The sequence below is a fragment of the Brevibacterium paucivorans genome, assembly GCF_016907735.1.
GTDB lineage: Bacteria > Actinomycetota > Actinomycetes > Actinomycetales > Brevibacteriaceae > Brevibacterium > Brevibacterium paucivorans.
This window is the reverse complement of sequence record NZ_JAFBCP010000001.1, coordinates 1,973,674-1,993,207: the sequence shown is the minus strand read 5'-3', so window position 1 is coordinate 1,993,207 and position 19,534 is coordinate 1,973,674. Positions and strand designations below refer to the sequence as shown.

Here is a 19,534-nt window from a genome sequence, read left to right as displayed (position 1 = left end):
GTTTAACGTGAGGGCACTTCGAGCTTTTGTCCGGGTCGAACAAGCGAGCCGTCGAGGCCGTTGAGCGCCTTAATCTGCTTCACCACCTGGTCGGTGGGAACACCTTCACTGTGCTCACGTGCGATAGTCCACAGCGACTGGTCCTCCTGCACTGTCACCGTCACGGTCTGAGCTGATGCCCCACCTTCAGAAGCCTGCGCCGGCAACACGGCCAAGCTAATAGCGAACGCCGCGACAACCAACGCAAGCACAACCACTAGCCGACGAACCGCATATGTGCGAGCCACTCGTGTCATCTCATTCCTCCATTCGAACTAATGTTCTATCGAATCTATGTTCTATTGAACACAACATTCGAACAAATGTCTACTGTTTCTAGAACAAATGTGCGAAAATAGATTCAAACGCGATCCCTTTCGCTTTCACACCTGACTGTTCCAGGAGGGTCTGACACAGTTTTTGGATCGCACGTTTTAGCAGGTCACACATTGGGAGGAAACGTGGCAGAAAAGGCAAAGCGGGGCCGGGGGCGCCCACGCAACGAAAGCGTCATCGCAGACATTCAAGAGCAAGAGTCACTGCACTCGCGCTCACTACCAGAAGACTCAATCTCACGCACCGACAGGCGACTGACTCCACGTCAGCGGCAAGTCCTCGAATGCATCGAACACGCCGTCTACACCAACGGCTACCCACCAAGCATGCGTGAAATTGGCCAGGCAGCCGGCCTGGCCTCGCTGTCATCTGTTGCCCACCAGCTCAACCAGCTGGAACGCTTGGGGTACGTCCGTCGCGACCCTAAACGACCTCGGGCCCTTGAAGTCGTCAACCCCGACGAAATCGAGTACAACAACAACATCACCCCAGAAACCTCCGCGAACACCGCACTGGTTCCTGTCGTGGGACGCATCGCAGCCGGTGGCCCCATCACGGCAGAACAGCACGTTGAGGACGTCTTCCCACTCCCCCGTCAGGTTGTGGGCTCAGGCGAAATGTTCCTCGTGCAGGTCGTAGGTGACTCCATGATCGACGCGGCCATCTGCGACGGCGACTGGGTCGTGGTGCGCAAACAGTCCACGGCCAACAACGGCGAAATCGTAGCCGCCCTACTCGACAACGAAGCCACCGTGAAGACGCTCAAGCGCGAAGGTGGCAAGCAGTGGTTGCTCCCTGAGAACAAGGACTACGAACCCATCGACGGCGATCACGCGCTCATCATGGGCCTGGTCACCGCCGTTATTCGTCGGCTGTAGAAGTTGCAGCGGCCCCAGCGCCGGCTTCCCCGGTAGCAACTCCCGTTGCCAGGCGCTGCAAGGCCTGCTTCACCAGTCCAGAATTAGTGGTCCGCCACAGTGGCGGAAGCGAGTCGAGCAAAAACTTCGAATAGCCTGCTGTGCGCGCACGCGAGTCCAACAGCGCAACCACACCGCTGTCGTGTGACGTGCGGATCAGCCTCCCAGCTCCCTGCGCCAACCGCAACGCCGCGTGCGTTGCCGACACCGCCATGAACCCGTTCGCACCTCTAGCTGCTGCAGCCTGAGTGCGCGCCTGCGACAACGGGTCGTCGGGGCGTGGAAACGGAATCCGGTCGATAAGCACCAGCCGGTTGGTCAGCCCCGGCACATCCACGCCCTGCCACAGCGACATTGTGCCAAACAGAACAGCCGAATCATCGGCGGCGAAGTCCCTCACCAGGACCGACAACGTGTCCTCGCCTTGCAAGTACACCGGGTACCGCGTGCGTTCCCGCACAAACTGCGCAGCCTCTTCAGCGGCGCGCCGGGACGAAAACAGTCCCAGGGCACCACCTCGGGATGCCTCAATCAGTTCCACGATTTCGTCCAACACCTGAACGTTGACCCCTGACCTGCCGGGCTTGGGCAGGTGCCCGGCCACGTAGAGGATCCCCTGCTTCTGGTAGTCAAACGGGCTACCCACGTCGATCGCGTCGTACCGGGGCGCATCCTCCCCAGCCAGCCCCAGGGCAGCCGCAACCGGTTCAAACTTGCCACCCAACGCCAGTGTCGCCGATGTCGCCACCACGGTGGACTCAGCAAACAACCCGTTCCGCAACGTACCCGCCACACTCAGCGGCGCCACTACGAGCGACGTAGTGGTGGTTTCCTTAAACGTGTTCGTCGAAATCCATGCAACATCGTTGCTGTTGCGGTCCAACAACCGCTCCACCAGCTCATACGCCTCATCAATGCGCGCGCGTGCCATGTGCCGTCCAGCGTCGGGCTCGGACTCCTTGGACACTCCCCCGACCTGCGAACTCAAGTCCCGCAACGCGTCATGCACGGCTGACAGCGCGTCGCCCAGGTCTTCTGGCCACACGCGCAACAGACCGGGCTCGTGCTCTTCCAGGGCAGTCGCAAACTGATCGCTGGCCCTGGTGAGCGCCTGAATGGTGTTCGCCGTGGCGGCCGTGTGCTTCTTAGCAGTCGACGCCACAGCGCTTAGAAGCGCATGCGTGATTGCCCCGGTGAGCGCGCCGGTCACGCGGTCGCGCAGTTCGTGCGCCTCGTCGATCACCACCGCCGAATGCTCCGGCAACACCGACTGCTCCCCTTGCGCTTCAATCGCCAAGAGCGCGTGGTTGGTGACCACAATGTCGGAGTCCGCCGCCGAGTTCTTGGCGCGTTCGGCAAAGCACTCTTCGAACATGGGACACGTGGACCCCAGGCAGTCGAACGAGTTCACGGACACCAGCGACCATGTCCGGTCGGACACGCCAGGCACCAGGTCGTCCCGATCCCCCGTCGCGGTCGCGTCGGCCCACTCCCGGATCCGCGCGATCTCGGCTTCGGTCGCGGTCATTGAGCCGCCTCGGTGCCCTTGAATGTCAGCCCCAACGTCAAACAGGGCGGACTCTTCATCACCCGGGTACCCGCCTCCCAGCTTGTGGAGGCACACGTAGTTGCGCCGTCCTTTTAACACCGCCGAGGTGGGCTTCCGCCCGGTGATGGCCCCTACCGTTTTCGTAAGTCGGGGTAGGTCTCGTTGGATGATCTGTGACTGCAGGGCAAGTGTTGCGGTGGAGATGATGACCCGGTCACCGGTTCGCAGCGTGTATTCGACACTGGGCACCAGGTAGCCCAGGGATTTCCCGGTTCCGGTGCCTGCTTGCACCAGCAGGTGCGTCTGGTTGTCCAAGGCGCTCGATACTGCTTGGGCCATGGTGGTCTGGCCTTCGCGGTGGGTTCCGCCTAGGGCATCTACGGCTGCGTCAAGGAGTTGTTCTACGTCTGAGCTCATGTGGTTCACCCAAAGGTATGTGGGTCGACCATGTCTGGCTGTCGAAATTGTTCGAGTTCGTGCAGAAGATCGGGCTCCACCATGGCCACCAGCAAAGTGCCCTGCGAGGTGTATTTCTCAGACTCAACCGTGCCTTCATCGTGGGCCCGGGCAATGAGTTCACCACGGTCGAACGGGATGAGTGCGGTGATGTGGTGGGACGGGCGCGGCAACAGGTCATCGATGCGGTCACGAAGCTCTTCGACTCCCTGCCCCGAGTGCGCGGACACAACGACGGCGTTTGGGTACGTGTTGAGCACGCGCGCCAGGGTGTCTGGATTCGCGATATCGGCTTTGTTGAAGACGATGAGTTCGGGGATGTCTCCGGTTTCGGCTTCGTTGAGCACTTCGTGTACCGCCCGAATCTGAGCCAGTGGGTCCGCGTGTGAGGCGTCGACAATGTGTAGGAGGAGATCGGCATCCGAGGCCTCTTCCAGCGTGGAGCGGAAGGCTTCAACGAGCTGGTGAGGCAGGTTGCGCACAAACCCCACCGTGTCGGTGTAGGTGAACACACGGCCATCGGCTGTGTGCGCCTGACGGACTGTGGGGTCAAGGGTGGCGAACAGTTCGTTCTTCACCATGACCCCGGCGTCCGTGAGCCTGTTGAGCAGGGAGGACTTGCCAGCGTTGGTGTAGCCCACGATGGCCACACTGGGCACCTTGTTGCGGGTGCGGTTGGAGCGCTTGGTTTCGCGGGCTGGCGCCATCGCCTTGATCTCGCGGCGGAGTTTAGCCATGCGCGTGCGAATACGACGACGGTCGAGCTCAATTTTTGTTTCACCAGGTCCGCGCGACCCAATTCCAGCACCCCCGGCGACACGACCACCGGCTTGCCGGGACATGGAATCACCCCAACCACGCAAACGCGGAAGCAGGTATTCCAGCTGTGCTAACTCCACTTGGGCTTTACCCTCACGGCTCTTAGCGTGTTGGGCGAAAATGTCCAGAATCAAGGCAACTCGGTCAATCACTTTGACCTTAACCACGTCTTCGAGCGCACGGCGTTGGCTGGGCGCAAGTTCAGTGTCGGTAATGACGGTGTCGGCGCCAACGTTGGCGACGATCTGGGCGAGCTCTTGCGCCTTTCCACGCCCCAAGTACGTGGACGGGTCAGGGGTATCGCGTCGTTGCAACACCCCGTCGAGTACACGCGAACCGGCGGTTTCAGCTAGGGCGGCAAGTTCGCGGAGCGAGGTTTCTGCTTCTTCGGTTGAACCTGAATACACTCCTGCGAGCACCACGTTTTCAAGTCGAATCTGCCTATATTCGACCTCGGTAATGTCTTCGAGTTCGGTCGATAGTCCGTTGACACGTCGTAGTGCTTCACGTTCTAGAAGATCAAGCTGACTGTAGTCGTCGCTTGCGAGGTGGTCATCCGTCAGTGAGTCGGAGGCTCGGGACAGCACCCTGTCGATCATTTCGCGGTGCTTATCTGATTGCATTGAGCTCTTTCTGTCGATAGCTAGAGACATTATTGTTTCACACTGGTGCTTTAGCATGATGGGGTGAACGATCACTACTTCTCATCTCAACCGCACACTGCGTCGAAGCCTCGCACCATCACGGTGCGTCTTGCTGGTCGCGAAGTTGACGTCACCACTGATGCGGGCGTCTTTTCCCCGTCGCGACTGGATCCGGGAACCGCGGTGTTGTTGAAGAATCTGCCTGCTCCTCCTACCGGGGACATTCTGGATTTGGGGTGCGGTTGGGGCCCCATCAGTCTGCAAGCCGGTCTCGAAGCACGTGATGACGACACCGATGTGCGCGTGTGGGCATTAGACGTCAATGAGCGCTCCTTGTCGCTGACCCGCGAGAACGCGAAAGCCGCCGGCCTGACGTCTGTCACTCCCGTTCTTGCCCAGGACATTCCGGACAGTGTCCAGTTCTCAGCAATCTGGTCGAACCCGCCCATTCGTGTGGGCAAGGACGTGTTGCACGACCTTCTTTTGACGTGGCTTCCTCGCTTGGTTCCCGGCGGTGAAGCGTGGCTTGTGGTGTCCAAGAACCTGGGTGCGGACTCGCTGGCCACGTGGATGGTAGAGAATCTGCCGGGTGGCTGGGATGTGCGCAAGGAGGCGTCTGCCAAAGGCTTCCGCGTTTTGGTGGTTACAAAACCGGAAGATCCCGAGGTGTGACTTCGTAAGTGATGACCGCCGGCCCTGACAGCGCCACGGTTTCTCCTGTGATGTCGATGCGGACTGCCCCACCGGGTTGGTGTACCGTCCATGTGGTTGGGGCTTGTGGGCCGCGCCCGGCCCACACGTAGGCTGCCAGCGCCGAGGCGCACGTGCCCGTTCCACACGCGTGGGTTTCGCCCACTCCACGTTCATGTACGCGCATCCGCAACGTTCCTGTTGTGGGGTCGTTGTCCGGTTCGATCACGATGTATTCGACGTTGGTTCCCGCTGGTGGTTCGGGTTCGACGTGCGGGGGTTCGTGCAGTTTGGCGGCTTCGAGTTCTTCCGCGTGAGCCAGGGCTACCACGGTGTGCGGGTTGCCCATGTCCACGGTCAGTCCTGGGCGGGCTACGCGGACTCCGGGTGTTTCGACTGTTGCGTCGAACGCTTCACCGCCACCTGGCAGTTGCCACTTGCCCATGTCGACTTTGTACCAGGGCTCGTCTCCGCCCAGTGGGTCCGGAATCACTGTGACGTGCTTGATGCCCGCTCGGGTTCCAACCGCAAACGACTGCGACTGCACAAGGTCGTACGTTCGCAGGTAGTGGGCAAAAACGCGCACTCCGTTTCCGCACATTTCGGCTATTGAGCCGTCCGCGTTTCGGTAGTCCATGAACCATTCGGCACCACCGTCATGAGCCACGTCCCCGGCTTCTTCGCCCAGTGTGGCACTTCGAATCACGCGAATGACCCCGTCGCCACCAATCCCGGTGTGGCGGTCAGCAAGCGCGCGCACGCCAGCCGGGTCTAGCGCGTGCTCACCGTTGGGGTCGTGGAGGAGAACAAAGTCGTTGGCGGTTCCGTGTCCTTTAACGAGTTGTCCGTCAATCATGCGGTCTCCTTGATGTAGTCAAGCGCGTTCTGTGGCGTGTGCGGGTCGGTGGCGTCAAACCACTGGATGCGCGGGTCGCGCCGGAACCAGGTTTCTTGTCGTTTTGCGAACTGGCGGGTTCGCGTCACTGTTGAGTCAATGGCTAAGTCGGCACTCATTTTGTCGTCGAGGTAGTCAATGATCTGCGCATACCCTATTGCGTGCCGCGCGGTTTTCCCGTCCCGCAGCCCCTGGTCGAGCAGCGTGCGCACCTCGTCGACCCAACCGGCGTCCCACATAAGGTGGACACGGTCGGCAATGCGCTGGTGCAGGGTTTCGCGGTCTTGAGCCAGCCCCACCTGGATAGTGGGCGTAAAGTACGTGTATTCGGGCAGTTCAGAGCTGAACGTGTCGCCCGTCAGCGCAATCACTTCAAGGGCCCGCACAATCCTCCGTGCGTCGGTAGGTTTGATTGTGCTGGCCGCTTTGGGGTCGAGCTCTTCGAGCATCGTATGCATGTCGTGAAGCGCTCCGGCGTCGGCAATTCCTTCCAGCCGAGCCCGCATCGCCGGGTCTGTTCCGGGGAAGTTCATGACATCGGTTGCCGCTCGCACGTAGAGTCCCGATCCGCCAACAATGATGGGGGTACGCCCCCGCTGGTGGATCTGGTCGATCAGGGCACGCGCACTGCGTTGGTATTCACTGACCGAGGCGTCCTGCGTGACATCCAGGATGTCGAGCAGGTGGTGTGGGACTTCCGCGCGTTGTTCGGGTGCCACTTTCGCGGTCCCAATGTCCATGCCGCGGTAGAACTGCATGGAGTCTGCGTTGATGATTTCGCCATCGAGGTGGTGAGCCAAAGTAATTGCCAGGTCTGATTTGCCTGTTGCGGTGGCCCCCACAACGTTGATGACGGTCACGGTTAGTTTGCTCCTACTCGGATGGTGGGCAGTCCCAGGTTGGTGGGTCCCGAGGTGGCAGCCCCTCCCGTGGTGCCGCAACTTTCTGCTTGGGAGAGGTCCCACGCGTCGCCCGCCGGTGTGCGCCTCACGGTGTATTCCGAATCGCTGATGAGGAAGTACGGTTTCGCTTCGGTCACCGTTGCTGTGACGATGTCGCCGGGACGCGCGTCCAGTCCTTCTTGAGCCCGCACGTGAACGAGTCGGTTGTCGCGTGCTCGACCGGACATGCGCCCGTGTTGCGGGTCAGGACCACTGTTGACGAGTACTTCAACCTGATTGCCCACGCACGCCTTGTTTTCTTCCCACGCGATCTGGTCTTGGAGTTCGACCAGGCGTTCGAACCGTTCTTGCACAACGTCTTTTGGAATCTGGTTTTCCATGGTGGCAGCCGGCGTACCGGGGCGGATTGAGTACTGGAACGTATATGCCTGAGTGAAACGCGCTTGGCGCACCACGTCCATGGTCTGTTCGAAGTCTTCCTCGGTTTCACCGGGGAATCCAACAATGATGTCGGTGGTGATCGACGCGTGCGGAATGCGTTCGCGTACCTTGTCCAGAATGTTCATGAAGCGTTTGGTGCGGTAGGACCTGCGCATGGCTTTCAGCACGGTGTCCGACCCTGACTGCAGTGGCATGTGCAGCTGTGGCATGACCGTTGGGGTTTCGGCCATCGCCTCAATGACGTCGTCGGAAAACGCAGCCGGGTGTGGGCTGGTAAAGCGCACGCGTTCAATTCCCGGCACTTTGCCCACTGCGCGCAGAAGTTTGCTGAACGCTTGGCGGTCACGGAATTCGGTTCCGTAGGAGTTCACGTTCTGCCCCAGCAAGGTCACCTCGATGACACCTTGTGCAGCCAAAGCTTCGACTTCAGCGAGGATGTCACCTGGGCGACGGTCTTTTTCTTTTCCGCGCAGGTGGGGCACGATGCAGAACGTACACGTGTTGTTGCACCCCACGGAGATCGACACCCACCCAGAATGGGTCGATTCGCGCCTAGTGGGAAGCGTGGAGGGGAAAACTTCGAGGCTTTCCTTGATCTCAACTTGAGCTTCTTTGTTGTGACGCGCGCGTTCCAGGAGTACGGGAAGTGCGCCCATGTTGTGCGTTCCGAACACCACATCGACCCATGGGGCACGTTCCACGATGGTGTCGCGGTCCTTTTGCGCCATGCACCCACCCACTGCGATCTGCAGTTCTGGGTGGCTTTCTTTCACTTCTGCTAAACGGCCCAGGTTCCCGTACAAGCGGTTGTCGGCGTTTTCGCGTACCGCACAGGTGTTAAACACCACGACATCGGCTTGTTCATTGGGCTGGGCTGGCGTATATCCAGCGTCGTCGAGTAGACCTGAGAGGCGTTCAGAGTCGTGAACATTCATCTGGCACCCGTATGTTTTCACTTCATAGGTGCGGTTTAGTACGTCAGTCATCAGACCTACATTCTACAGGGCTGCCCACTGCACAACCGCTCAGGTTTCGTCGAGTGCGCGCAAGGTCACATCCATGCTGATGCTCTGCGGGAACCCACGCCTGGCAAGCATCGCAAGAATACGTCGCATGCGCGTCTCACGCGGTAGCCCAACGGTCGAACGCGCCTTTTTCAGCGCCACCCCGAAAGCCACCTCGTGCTCGTCTTCTACCTGGTCGAGAGCGTAACGAATGTGTTTGTCCGCGACCCCCCGCTTAGCGAGCTCACGCCGCAGCGCAGACGTGGACAGGTTTCGCTTCTCGCGGTGTACCCGCACGTAGTTCTGTGCGTACTCTTCGTCGTTGAGTAACCCTGCTCGTTGCAGTTTGGCCAACACACGTTCAACAGCGTCTTCAGGGTGTTCGCGCGCGATGAGCTTCTTTCGAAGTTCGTCAACCGAATAGTCACGCACACTCAAAATGTTCAAAGCCCGTTTCTTGGCTTGTTTATATTCCGGGTCGTGCGCCTGTGGATCGGGTTCCGGCTGTGCGCTGTGCGCCTCGATCTTGTCGATCGACTGTTGTAGCGATTCAATGAGCTGTGCGCTACTCACGAGTTATCACTCCTGAGGCTTCTGTTCCTCGGTTTCGTCTTCGATAATGCCAAGCTTCATGAGGATCTTGGTCTCAATTTCGTCGGCGAGTTCAGGATTGTCGCGCAAGAAGTTACGAACGTTCTCTTTACCCTGCCCAAGCTGGTCACCCTCATATGTGAACCAGGAGCCAGACTTGCGCACGATTCCGTTCTCTACACCCATGTCAATGATGGAACCTTCGCGTGAGATCCCTTGACCGTAGATGATGTCGAATTCGGCCTGCTTAAACGGAGGCGCAACCTTGTTCTTCACCACTTTGACGCGCGTCTTGTTACCAACTGCGTCGGCACCTTCTTTCAAGGTTTCAATCCGTCGCACGTCAAGGCGCACAGACGCGTAGAACTTCAGCGCCTTACCGCCCGAGGTGGTTTCTGGCGAACCGAAGAACACGCCCACCTTTTCGCGCAGCTGGTTAATGAAGATGGCAGTGGTCTTGGAATGCGCCAGAGCACCCGTGATTTTGCGCAGTGCTTGCGACATGAGGCGGGCTTGGAGACCCACGTGCGAGTCACCCATCTCACCTTCGATTTCTGCCTTAGGAACTAGAGCCGCAACCGAGTCGATCACGATAATGTCCAGCGCACCTGAGCGGATGAGCATGTCGGCGATTTCAAGCGCCTGTTCACCGGTGTCTGGCTGCGAAACCAGAAGCTGGTCTGTGTCGACTCCCAGCTTGGCCGCGTATTCCGGATCAAGCGCGTGCTCAGCGTCAATGAACGCTGCCAGACCGCCGGCCTTCTGCGCGTTCGCAACGGCGTGGAGCGCAACGGTTGTCTTACCGGATGATTCTGGGCCGTAAACTTCGATCACACGGCCGCGTGGCAGTCCCCCAATTCCGAGCGCCACGTCGAGCGCGAGCGAACCGGTCGGGATTGCTTCAATGGGTTGGCGTTCCTGCGAACCCAAACGCATGATGGAGCCTTTTCCGTACTGGCGTTCCACCTGGCTGAGCGCAGTTTCGAGTGCCCTTTGTTTGTTGTCGGCACCAGCGTTTGCGTTACTTGACTTTGTCGCCATGGTTCCTCCTCGTGATGGTCTAGTTGCACTCTATGAGGAGGCACTGACACAGAAATTCCTCACAAAGAAAAATGTGGAAAACTCTCCCGTTTGCCACACTTAATGTCACAGAACCATCGTACGCGAAAATTGAACACACGTTCGAACATTGCGTGTAAAACCACCCGCGTGTCGCGAATCAAAAGGGATTCGACCGCGGTTTCTTATCTGTCCCCAGACGGCGACTTTGTGGCACACCTGTTGCGTCACACACAGCGATCCACACAGTTTTAGGGTCATCTCCTCGCTCAAGTGCTTCATGAGCGGTGAGGGACCCTAATGAACTCAGCGCCAAATCAGTATGGAGCGACGCTGCACGAACCGAGCCGAACTCGTCGTTCATCAGCTCCCAATAGACACTATGGCGCACAGAAGACCCTTCCGTTACATGCGACTACCTGCGACCGGGGCACACAACGCCCCGGCCCACTGTCATCATTACTATCGCTGTTGTGCGAAGGCTCGCTTCGCTACCCCACCGGGTACATCGATCTGTTCGAAGTTGTCTGGCACCGTGTCGGGAACGAGAACACCTTCCGACAGGGCAATCTTGTCGGCAACTTCGCGAAGAAGAACCGATACGGGCATGTCCAGGGCTTCACAAATGGACGCGAGCAGTTCAGACGATGCTTCTTTTTGCCCGCGTTCAATTTCACTCAAGTACCCCAGCGACACACGTGCATCCATCGAGACATCGCGAAGAGTTCGGTTCTGACGACGTCGCGCAACGCGCAGGGTGTCGCCGATTTCGGTACGGAGCAGGGTCAAAATAGCCTCCTCAGGCGACGTGGTACGTGTAGAGGTGTAACCGTACCGGTACGTGGTTTATTCCAACAACCCTACAGTGCGTTCGGTTTCGCACTAAACCTCAGAGGTCGTCTTCCACGGGATTTAAAGAAACTCCGCAGGAAGTGATGCGCAACAGCGCTTCACAACACGCGTCAACAGTCTTCTGTCGAATCGCCGCTCGGTCCCCTTCAAACGCATGTTCGCACACGCTTTCGTCATCCCCAGCCACCACGGCGATGAACACGGTACCAACAGGTTTGCCATCTTGTGCGTCAGGCCCGGCGACACCCGTGCAGGCCACCGCAACATCCGCCTCACACGCCCGCCGAGCACCCCGCGCCATCTGGAGGGCCACCTCGGCATCCACAGCCCCGACCGTTTCCAAAAGCCCAGCATCAACGCCAGCCAGCGCAGATTTCACATCGCTGGCGTACGTTACCAGACCGCCACGCAGAACCTTCGACGCGCCCGGCACGGTGGCCAGCGTCCCCGCAACCAGTCCAGCTGTCAGGGATTCGCACGTTGCAACCGTGAGCCCGCGCTGCGTGTACGTGTGAACAACGCGCGTGGCCAGGTACCCGGTGTCAGCGGCCATTCGGCGCCTTGCCCGAGGTGTCGGTTGAGTTTGCGTCCGGGTTTACGTCAGGCTTCGCGTCCTTGCTGGTCGCTCCCGAGGTGTTAGTTGCGTTGGCGTCTGCCTCACTTTGGCCCGCTTCCTTCTTGATTTTCTGGGCCTGCAGAACGTAGTCGACACCGGTGAGTACGGTGACCACAACGGTGAGCGTGAGCGCGAATCCGGCGATGATCGCGTAGACGAACATGAAACCGGCGGGGGCCACCACGGCCAGCGGCAAGGCGGCGATATACAGCGCCACGGTCACCGTCTGGAGCACGGTCTTGATCTTTCCGCCACGCGAAGCCGGCATGACTTCGTACTTGAGCATGAACATGCGCATGACGGTGATACCGATTTCGCGCACCAGAATCACCACGGGAACCCACCATGGCAGAGCCCCCACGATCGCCAGCCCAATGAACGCAGCGGCCATGAGGGCTTTGTCGGCGATGGGGTCGGCGAGCTTCCCAAAGTTGGACACAATGTTGTACTTGCGGGCGATGTCACCGTCGAGTTTGTCGGTAAACATTGCCACAAGGAACACGCCCAGTGCCCACCAGCGCAGGGTTGGGTCCTGCCCGCCGTGCATGAGCAAAAGCACGGCAAACACCGGCACCATGATGATGCGCAACACCGTCAACGCGTTTGGCACGTGTTGCATGCGTGTGCGCGTAGCAGCAGCGCGGTTGCGTTCTTTGCGCGTCGCCGAGGTGGTTTCCGGCTGACCCGCCGAGGTGGTTTCCGGCTGACCCTGTTTGCGGTCTGGGGTACTCATATCTCTTAGCTTATCGACCGATCACTAGCGTCCGGTCAGGCCCCAGGCGTCTTCACTGGAAGCCTCTACGACTTCCAGCCCGGTTTCGGGGTCAATGTCGCCGGCTTTCAACTCGCCGGTTCCCCTGTCGCTGGTAGCGCTTCCGTCGCCAGGGTTAACGACCTCGGCGGCCTGCGCGTAAGGCGCATTAGCCTGAGCGTCACCAACACCGTCAGCGCCCTCAGCAGACGAATCTTCAGGTGGGGCATCGCCGCGGATGAACGCCAGGGTGCTTGCCAGGTCTTCGGGCTTGACGAGCACGTCGCGCGCTTTGGACCCTTCGGACGGCCCAACAATTCCGCGCGACTCCATGAGGTCCATGAGGCGACCTGCCTTGGCAAACCCAACGCGTAGCTTGCGCTGCAGCATCGAGGTCGAACCGAACTGCGTGGTGATGACCAGCTCAGCGGCCTGGAGCAGCACGTCCATGTCGTCGCCGATCTCTTCATCGATCTGCTTCTTAGGCGCGCTGGTCTGCACGTCTTCGCGGTAGTTAGGCGCGAGCTGGGTCTTGACGTGCTTGACCACTTCTTCAATTTCGGACTCGTTGACCCACGAACCCTGCACACGCATGGGCTTGGACTTACCCATGGGCAGGAACAGCGCGTCACCTTGGCCAATGAGCTTCTCGGCACCGGGCATGTCCAAGATCACGCGGGAGTCGGCCAGCGACGAGGTTGCGAAGGCCAGGCGCGACGGCACGTTGGCCTTGATCAGACCAGTAACAACGTCCACGGATGGGCGCTGGGTCGCAAGCACCAAGTGGATTCCGGCGGCACGAGCCAGCTGCGTAATGCGCTGAATCGAGGCTTCGACGTCGCGTGGCGCAACCATCATGAGGTCAGCCAGCTCGTCGACAACGACCAGCAGGTACGGGTATGGCTGCAAAACGCGTTCGGAACCAGGAGGTGGCGTGAGGCGTCCTTCGCGCACGGCCTGGTTGAACTCGCGCACGTGCTTGAACCCAAAGTGGGCGAGGTCGTCGTAGCGGGCATCCATTTCACGCACCACCCATTCGAGGGCTTCAGCGGCCTTCTTGGGGTTGGTGATGATGGGCGTAATCAGGTGCGGAATGCCTTCGTAAATGGTCAGTTCCACACGCTTGGGGTCAACCAGGATCATGCGCACTTCATCAGGCGTTGCACGCATCATGATGGACGTGATCATGGAGTTCACAAACGACGATTTACCGGAACCGGTCGCACCGGCCACCAGCAGGTGTGGCATCTTCGCAAGGTCGGCAACAACGAAGCCACCTTCAACGTCCTTACCAACACCCACGACCATCGGCTTGTCGGTGCCACGTGCTGCTTGGGAGCGCAGAACGTCGCCCAGAGCCACGGTTTCGCGGTCGGCGTTGGGGATCTCAATACCAATGGCTTTTTTGCCTGGAATTGGCGACAGGATGCGCACGTCGGCGCTGGCCACCGCGTAGGCGATGTTCTTTTCGAGCGCGGTGACCTTTTCGACCTTGGTGCCGGGTTCCAGTTCAATTTCGTAACGGGTCACTGTTGGACCACGCGAGAAACCAGTGACGGCGGCGTTGATCTTGAACTGCTCAAATACTTCACGTAGCGCTTCGACCACGCGGTCATTGACCTCCGAGCGCTCCTTGGGCGGCGGCCCGGCCGTGAGCATGTCCGAGGCAGGCAGCGTGTACGTGACATCGCCAGCGAGCTCCAGCTGTTCAACGCGCTGTGGCAACTCTCCGGTGGCCGCGGGTGCCGGCGTGTTGACGGTAGGCACCGTGTTTGCTGGGTCGGGCTTGCGGTCGATCGCGCGGGTGGCGTCTTCTGCCTGAGCATCTGCGGTTTCACCGGGCAGTGAGGCGTCCAGACCCTGGTCGCGTTTGAGTTTCGCGGTTTCGCGTTCGGCCTTGGTGGGGCGACGCTGGCCGGGCTTGTACTTCGGTTCGTCTACGTCTTGATCGACGTCGTAGATCTCGCTGTTGAGCACACGGGTAGGCGCGTCTTCAGTGGCAGGTGGGGCGACCTCGGCGTCCTTACCTGAGGTGTCATCAATAGTTGCCTTGTCATAGGCACGGGTAACTTCTTCGCCTTCTTGCTTCTTTGAGCGGCGCTTGCGTCCCATGGGTTTGAGGGCCGAGGTGCGCTGGTTGGTGGCGACGAGGTCGACGTTGGCGTTGTCGCCCTTGGCGTCGCCGCTGGCTTCTGGGGCACCCCCGGTGAGGCGATTGTAGAGGCCTACGAGGCGTTCGGGAACCTTGACGACTGGCGTGGCGGTGATCACGAGGACGCTAAAGAGCGCGATGAGCACCAGAATTGGTACGGCTACGTACACGGTCGCTGCGGTGACGAGTGGGCTGGACACGATGTAGCCCAGCGCTCCCCCGCCGTTGGCCATGGCTTCGCGCGAGTTGACGAAGCTGGGGTTGCCGGCAGCGATGTGCGCAAGGCCCGCGGCGGAGACCAGTAGAGCGATGGTTCCTACCAGGATGCGGTTGTTTTGGCGGGTTTCGTTTCCGCGCATGAAGAGTCGAACGGCGTAGAGAACGAACACAGCAGGAAGGACCAGGGCTACTCGCCCAAAGGTCCCTTCAAATACTCCGCGCACCGCGTTGCCAAAGACGCCTGGTATGTTCCACCACTCGAAGGCCGCGACAACGACTGCCAGGCCAACGAGAAAGAAGCCTGTGCCGTCGCGACGGGTAGGAGTTTCTACGTCTTCACTAAATGCTTTGCGTGCGCGGTCTCCGGCCATGCGTGACATGCCCATCCATGCTCCGGTTACGGGGTTGGTTTTCTGCTGTTCGCCCGCGGGTTCAGTAGCCTGCGTGGGGGCTCCACGCTTCCGGCGTCCTGTACCAGTAGCGGGGGAAGTCGTACTGGTCGCCATGGTATTTACCTTAAATCTTTGCGTGGCAAAGTCCGGGATTTCGCGTTGTGTGGGCGCGTCTTTTGTGGCGGTTGGCACGGTATGTGGGGATGGGTTCGCCGAGGTGGTAGCAGCTGTGTTTCTGAGTGCTTTTTAAATGTTTTCTGAGTTTTGTTCATATTGTTACTCGGGGGTTTACTCTCACGTAAACCTGTGAGTAACATGTTTGCCGTCACTGAAAAGTGAATCAGCATTCGCTTAACGAACGATCAACATCTCACTCACAAAGGACTCCTCAATGAACATTCGTCGCACTGCTTCAGCTGCGCTGGCCGGTACCGCGGTCTTTGCAGCCCTGTTCGGCGCCAGCCCTGCATTCGCTGGTGGAACCCACGAAGAAACCTACCCAGAAACCCCTGCCCTGAACCCTGACCTGCCGATCGTGCACACCAAGCACGGTTCGGACCACATCAAGGCCAACGTCCTTAACCCCAACCCAGTCTGCAACTCAGCAGAGGACTACCGCACCGTTGTGTACAAGGTGAAGGACTCGTGGGCTCCAGTTGGAACCATCTCCACCACCAACAAGACCAAGTCCCCTATTCCACTGACACAGTCCACGAGCCGTTCGCAGACCATCTCGCTGACGGTTAACGGAAGCAAGTCGGAATCCACCGAATTCAACATGGGTGGAACCGGAAACGCCAAAAAGGGAAGCGTCAACGCTGGAATCGCAATGTCGCTTGCTAAGACCATCGGTGGCGAAGCTTCCTACTCACTGTCGTGGGAAGTTGGACAGCAGATTGGTCCTTACGACGTTCCAGCTGGCCACACCGGTGAAGCAACCTACGGTTTCCGCACCATCACCATGACCGGTACCCAGCAGCACTGCAAGCCAAACGGAACCTGGTCCACCCCAACCGCATGGACCGCATTCGCACCTATTAAGAACGAAGTTCGCGTGCGCATGTACGACAAGGCTTCCGGCGCTGAAGGTGGCAAGGGAACTGGCAAGCCAGTTAACCGCGTCATTGAGACCAAAGAACCTTCGGTTCCTAAGGTTGACACCACCAAGCCTTCCAAGAAAACAAAGCACGACCTCGAGCCACGCCTGACCGTTGCTGCAGGTAAGGTTCCTGGCTACGCCGGAAACGTTGCTCTGCGCGTGAAGAACGTCGGTTCGGACTCCTACTACCAGGAGTTCCCACAGACCTCGTTCCTGCTGAAGGTTAAGACTGACAAGGGACCAAAGGGTGTTGACCGCCTCATCACCTCAGGTCAGTTCAACGGTGCGTACACCCGCGACCTCGGATTCGACAAGAAGACTTCGACCCGCACCTTCCAGGTGACCCTGTCGAACGCTATTGAGCCAGGCGACGAAGCACTGGTTGCGAACCTGAAGTTCGGTGACGGAAAGACCAAGCTGGGCCGTATCGAGAACTACATCGAGGTTAGCCAGGTTGGCCGCCTCAAGGACGACAAGACCGGCTACAACGACTACAAGAAGGACTCCCGAAAGGGTGTAACTCTGACCGACGGTGGCAAGAAGAACGCTGGACTGTTCTAAGCAGCCTTCTCACTACCGTAGGCGTTAGCCTCACGTGCACGCGCGGAGAGACATTGTGTCTCTCCGCGCGTTTTTCTTAGGGGGCGTTGGACGGCGCGGGAAACGCTTACGAAACCTTGGTAACGCGCACGAAACATTTCACCGGTTTAGACTTATCAGCGGTGAAAAACTACACAGAAGGGGTCGGGATGAAAGCCGGTTTTGATCGCGAACGGTACGTCGAATTGCAGTCGGAGCACATTCGGCAAAGGCGAGACCAGATCGGCGGGAAGCTCTACCTCGAGATGGGCGGAAAGCTCTTTGACGATAACCACGCTTCACGTGTCCTCCCTGGTTTCACCCCAGACAACAAGATAGAGATGTTGCAACGCATCGCCGATCACATCGAGATTGTGATCGCCATGAATGCCCAGGACCTGCACCGCCACAAGGTGAGAGCAGACCTGGGCATCTCTTATGAAGACGATGTTTTGCGTCTGGTGGACGTGTTCCGTGAGCGCGGGTTCTTGGTCAACTGGGTGGTTGTCACTCAGATGGATGAAGAGAACACGCTGGCTCAGGCGTTTATCGACCGGTTAAAGCGTTTGGGGCTCAAAGTTGCTAAGCACCGAACGATTCCGGGGTATCCCACGAACGTGAGCAGGATCGTCAGTGACGATGGTTTTGGTCAAAACGAGTATGTGGAAACGGAGCGCGACGTTGTTGTGCTCACCGCCCCTGGGCCGGGGTCAGGAAAGTTGGCTACGTGCCTGTCGCAGATTTATCACGACTTTAAGCGTGGCATCCAGTCTGGGTACGCCAAGTTTGAGACCTTCCCCATTTGGAATCTGCCATTGGAGCACCCGGTGAACCTGGCGTACGAGTCTGCCACCGTGGACTTGGATGACATTAACGTCATTGACCCGTATCACCTGCAGGCGTATGGCGAGCGTGTGACCAGTTATAACCGCGATGTAGAAGTGTTTCCTCTGCTGAAGTCGTTGCTTGAGACGCTGGCTGGATCTTCGCCGTACCAGTCCCCCACTGATATGGGTGTGAACATGGTTGGCTCGTGCATCACGGATGACGGGGTATGTCGCAAGGCTGCCAAGCAGGAAATCGTGCGCCGTTATTACAAGGCTTTGGTAGATGAGGCGCGCAATGACTGGGATAACACGCTTTCGGAACGCGCCGCCATTGTGATGAGTAAGGCTGGCGCCACGGTTGATGACCTACGTGTGATTGAGCCTGCGGTGCAATTGGAAGCCCAGACGGGCGGTCCTGCTTCGTGTATGGAGTTGGCGGATGGGACGTTGGTTACGGGTAAGACGTCTGACTTGTTGGGGTGTTCCGCGGCGATGTTGCTGAATGCGCTCAAGCACCTGGCGGGTATTGACCCGGATGTTCACTTGTTGTCACCGGAGTCGATTAAGCCGATTCAGACGGTGAAGACCAAGCATCTGGGTAGCCAGAATCCGCGTTTGCACACTGATGAAGTGTTGATTGCGTTGTCTGTTTCAGCTGAGACAAGCGAGGATTCACGGCGGGCGATTGAGCAGTTGTCGCAGTTGCGTGGGTGCGATGTACACACGACGACCATTTTGGGGTCAGTGGACGAGGGGATTTTCCGCAGTTTGGGTATGCAGGTGACGAGTGAACCTAAGTACCAGCGGAAGAGTTTGTTCCACCGCCGCTAGGGTAAGGGCCTTGCGCCCGAGGTGAGCGCTGGCCTGAGTGATCACCCTGACGCGAGGTCACGCTACGGATGGCCAGCCGTTTGGTTTGCACCCTTGTAGGCCTTTGGTTTGTTGTTGCATGAGAGGTGCGGGTTCGCCTTTTCCTGGGCACGACTTGTGACCGTGGCCAAGTGCGTGTCCGACTTCGTGGTTGATCAGGTAGTCGCGGTACTGTTCGGGGTCGTCAAAATCGTCGGTGGCGTCTACCCAGCGGTCGGCGTTGAGCATGACGCTGCTGCCGTTGTGGCATGAGAGCTTGCCATTTGTTCGAAGTGGCGCACACATTTTGTCGACTGTGCTTGGGGTGGCCAGGTTGATGGTGGCGTTGGCGCGTTTGGGGCTGGTGACTTGGATGAATCTGACGTTGTCGACTTTTTGCCATCCGCGTTCGTCTTGCAGGGTTTTCATGATGCGCGCGGTGGTCGAGTCGATGTCAAAGGGGAGGTCTTTTTCGATGCGGATGTAGACCCGGAACGCCCTCCCGTCGTGGTTGATGGGGGAAAGTTTCTCGCTAACGTTCCACTTTTGCGATCCCTTGCGTGGGATGTCTTCTGTGGTGAACTCCCCGTCTTTCGCCTGGGTTGGTTCTGGGGTGGGGCTGGGTTTTTGGGTCGCCGAGGTCGTCGCTGTTTGCGTTGGTTCGTCAGTGGTGGCGGGTGTGGGGTTGTTTTGGGTGGCTTGTGCTTGAGGTTGGGTTGAGACGGTGCCCACGTTGGGTCGTGTGAGGTCCCACGCGATGATCGCTGAGGCGACAAAGCACACGACGATTAGTGATGCGAGCACAATTTTGTACGCGCGAGAGTTCGACTCAAACACAACTCATCCAACCTTCAAC

General features: G+C 58.9%; 18 protein-coding genes. 4 read left to right on the top strand and 14 right to left on the bottom strand.

Going from position 1 to position 19,534, the window contains the following annotated elements:
• Positions 1–2 precede the first annotated feature (2 nt).
• On the bottom strand, positions 3–296 hold the full coding sequence (locus JOE56_RS09235) for a LysM peptidoglycan-binding domain-containing protein (protein WP_102238799.1): 294 nt from the start codon (positions 294–296) through the stop codon (positions 3–5).
• 282 nt (positions 297–578) lie between these two features.
• Here JOE56_RS09235 and lexA point away from each other — a divergent pair, with 282 nt between their 5' ends.
• Positions 579–1,253, top strand: coding sequence for a transcriptional repressor LexA (gene lexA, locus JOE56_RS09230; protein WP_219722381.1), 675 nt, complete (start codon positions 579–581; stop codon positions 1,251–1,253).
• On the opposite strand, the gene JOE56_RS09225 is transcribed toward lexA, so the two are convergent.
• Positions 1,237–3,258 (bottom strand): ATP-dependent DNA helicase, encoded by a 2,022-nt coding sequence (locus tag JOE56_RS09225; RefSeq protein WP_102238797.1) that lies wholly within the window; start codon positions 3,256–3,258, stop codon positions 1,237–1,239. The genes lexA and JOE56_RS09225 overlap by 17 nt on opposite strands.
• A 5-nt stretch (positions 3,259–3,263) precedes the next feature.
• Positions 3,264–4,739 (bottom strand): GTPase HflX, encoded by a 1,476-nt coding sequence (gene hflX / locus JOE56_RS09220; protein ID WP_239530423.1) that lies wholly within the window; start codon positions 4,737–4,739, stop codon positions 3,264–3,266.
• Positions 4,740–4,802: 63 nt separating this feature from the next.
• Between hflX and JOE56_RS09215 the strand changes: the two genes are divergently transcribed.
• A complete protein-coding gene (locus tag JOE56_RS09215; protein WP_102238796.1) occupies positions 4,803–5,432 on the top strand; it encodes a class I SAM-dependent methyltransferase in 630 nt (209 codons plus the stop codon).
• Here the strand turns inward: JOE56_RS09215 and dapF are convergent.
• The 10 genes from dapF to JOE56_RS09165 all read right to left on the bottom strand — a co-directional run bounded on the left by dapF (position 5,404) and on the right by JOE56_RS09165 (position 15,438).
• Positions 5,404–6,306 (bottom strand): diaminopimelate epimerase, encoded by a 903-nt coding sequence (gene dapF / locus JOE56_RS09210; protein ID WP_204515750.1) that lies wholly within the window; start codon positions 6,304–6,306, stop codon positions 5,404–5,406. The genes JOE56_RS09215 and dapF overlap by 29 nt on opposite strands.
• The gene (gene miaA, locus JOE56_RS09205) at positions 6,303–7,205 is read right to left on the bottom strand and encodes a tRNA (adenosine(37)-N6)-dimethylallyltransferase MiaA (RefSeq protein WP_102238794.1); all 903 of its coding nucleotides are present in this window, start codon (positions 7,203–7,205) and stop codon (positions 6,303–6,305) included. Before miaA ends, dapF begins: the two co-directional genes overlap by 4 nt.
• Positions 7,206–7,207: 2 nt before the next feature.
• Positions 7,208–8,674: a tRNA (N6-isopentenyl adenosine(37)-C2)-methylthiotransferase MiaB gene (miaB, locus tag JOE56_RS09200; RefSeq protein ID WP_102238793.1), complete on the bottom strand. Its 1,467-nt coding sequence runs from the start codon at positions 8,672–8,674 to the stop codon at positions 7,208–7,210.
• Between the two features lie 39 nt (positions 8,675–8,713).
• On the bottom strand, positions 8,714–9,265 hold the full coding sequence (locus tag JOE56_RS11320; protein WP_102238792.1) for a regulatory protein RecX: 552 nt from the start codon (positions 9,263–9,265) through the stop codon (positions 8,714–8,716).
• 6 nt (positions 9,266–9,271) lie between these two features.
• A complete protein-coding gene (gene recA / locus JOE56_RS09190) occupies positions 9,272–10,324 on the bottom strand; it encodes a recombinase RecA (protein WP_102238791.1) in 1,053 nt (350 codons plus the stop codon).
• Between the two features lie 178 nt (positions 10,325–10,502).
• Positions 10,503–10,733 (bottom strand): DUF3046 domain-containing protein, encoded by a 231-nt coding sequence (locus JOE56_RS09185; protein ID WP_102238790.1) that lies wholly within the window; start codon positions 10,731–10,733, stop codon positions 10,503–10,505.
• 71 nt (positions 10,734–10,804) lie between these two features.
• Positions 10,805–11,131, bottom strand: a complete 327-nt coding sequence (locus JOE56_RS09180; protein ID WP_102238789.1) for a helix-turn-helix domain-containing protein — start codon at positions 11,129–11,131, stop codon at positions 10,805–10,807.
• Positions 11,132–11,231: 100 nt separating this feature from the next.
• Positions 11,232–11,747 carry a CinA family protein gene (locus JOE56_RS09175; RefSeq protein WP_102238788.1) on the bottom strand — a complete coding sequence of 172 codons (516 nt, stop codon included), beginning with the start codon at positions 11,745–11,747 and terminating at the stop codon, positions 11,232–11,234.
• Positions 11,737–12,543 (bottom strand): CDP-diacylglycerol--glycerol-3-phosphate 3-phosphatidyltransferase, encoded by an 807-nt coding sequence (pgsA, locus tag JOE56_RS09170; RefSeq protein ID WP_102238787.1) that lies wholly within the window; start codon positions 12,541–12,543, stop codon positions 11,737–11,739. The genes JOE56_RS09175 and pgsA overlap by 11 nt, the downstream gene beginning before the upstream one ends.
• A gap of 24 nt (positions 12,544–12,567) precedes the next feature.
• Positions 12,568–15,438 (bottom strand): FtsK/SpoIIIE family DNA translocase, encoded by a 2,871-nt coding sequence (locus JOE56_RS09165; RefSeq protein ID WP_343833380.1) that lies wholly within the window; start codon positions 15,436–15,438, stop codon positions 12,568–12,570.
• 277 nt (positions 15,439–15,715) lie between these two features.
• On the opposite strand from JOE56_RS09165, the gene JOE56_RS09160 reads away from it, so the two are divergent.
• Entirely contained in the window at positions 15,716–16,984 is a 1,269-nt protein-coding gene (locus JOE56_RS09160; protein ID WP_102238786.1) for a hypothetical protein, read from the top strand.
• A 188-nt stretch (positions 16,985–17,172) separates the two neighbouring features.
• Positions 17,173–18,660: a DUF1846 domain-containing protein gene (locus JOE56_RS09155; RefSeq protein ID WP_102238849.1), complete on the top strand. Its 1,488-nt coding sequence runs from the start codon at positions 17,173–17,175 to the stop codon at positions 18,658–18,660.
• A gap of 57 nt (positions 18,661–18,717) precedes the next feature.
• Here JOE56_RS09155 and JOE56_RS11315 read toward each other — a convergent pair whose 3' ends face one another.
• A complete protein-coding gene (locus JOE56_RS11315) occupies positions 18,718–19,515 on the bottom strand; it encodes a DUF3152 domain-containing protein (protein ID WP_102238785.1) in 798 nt (265 codons plus the stop codon).
• Positions 19,516–19,534 lie beyond the last annotated feature (19 nt).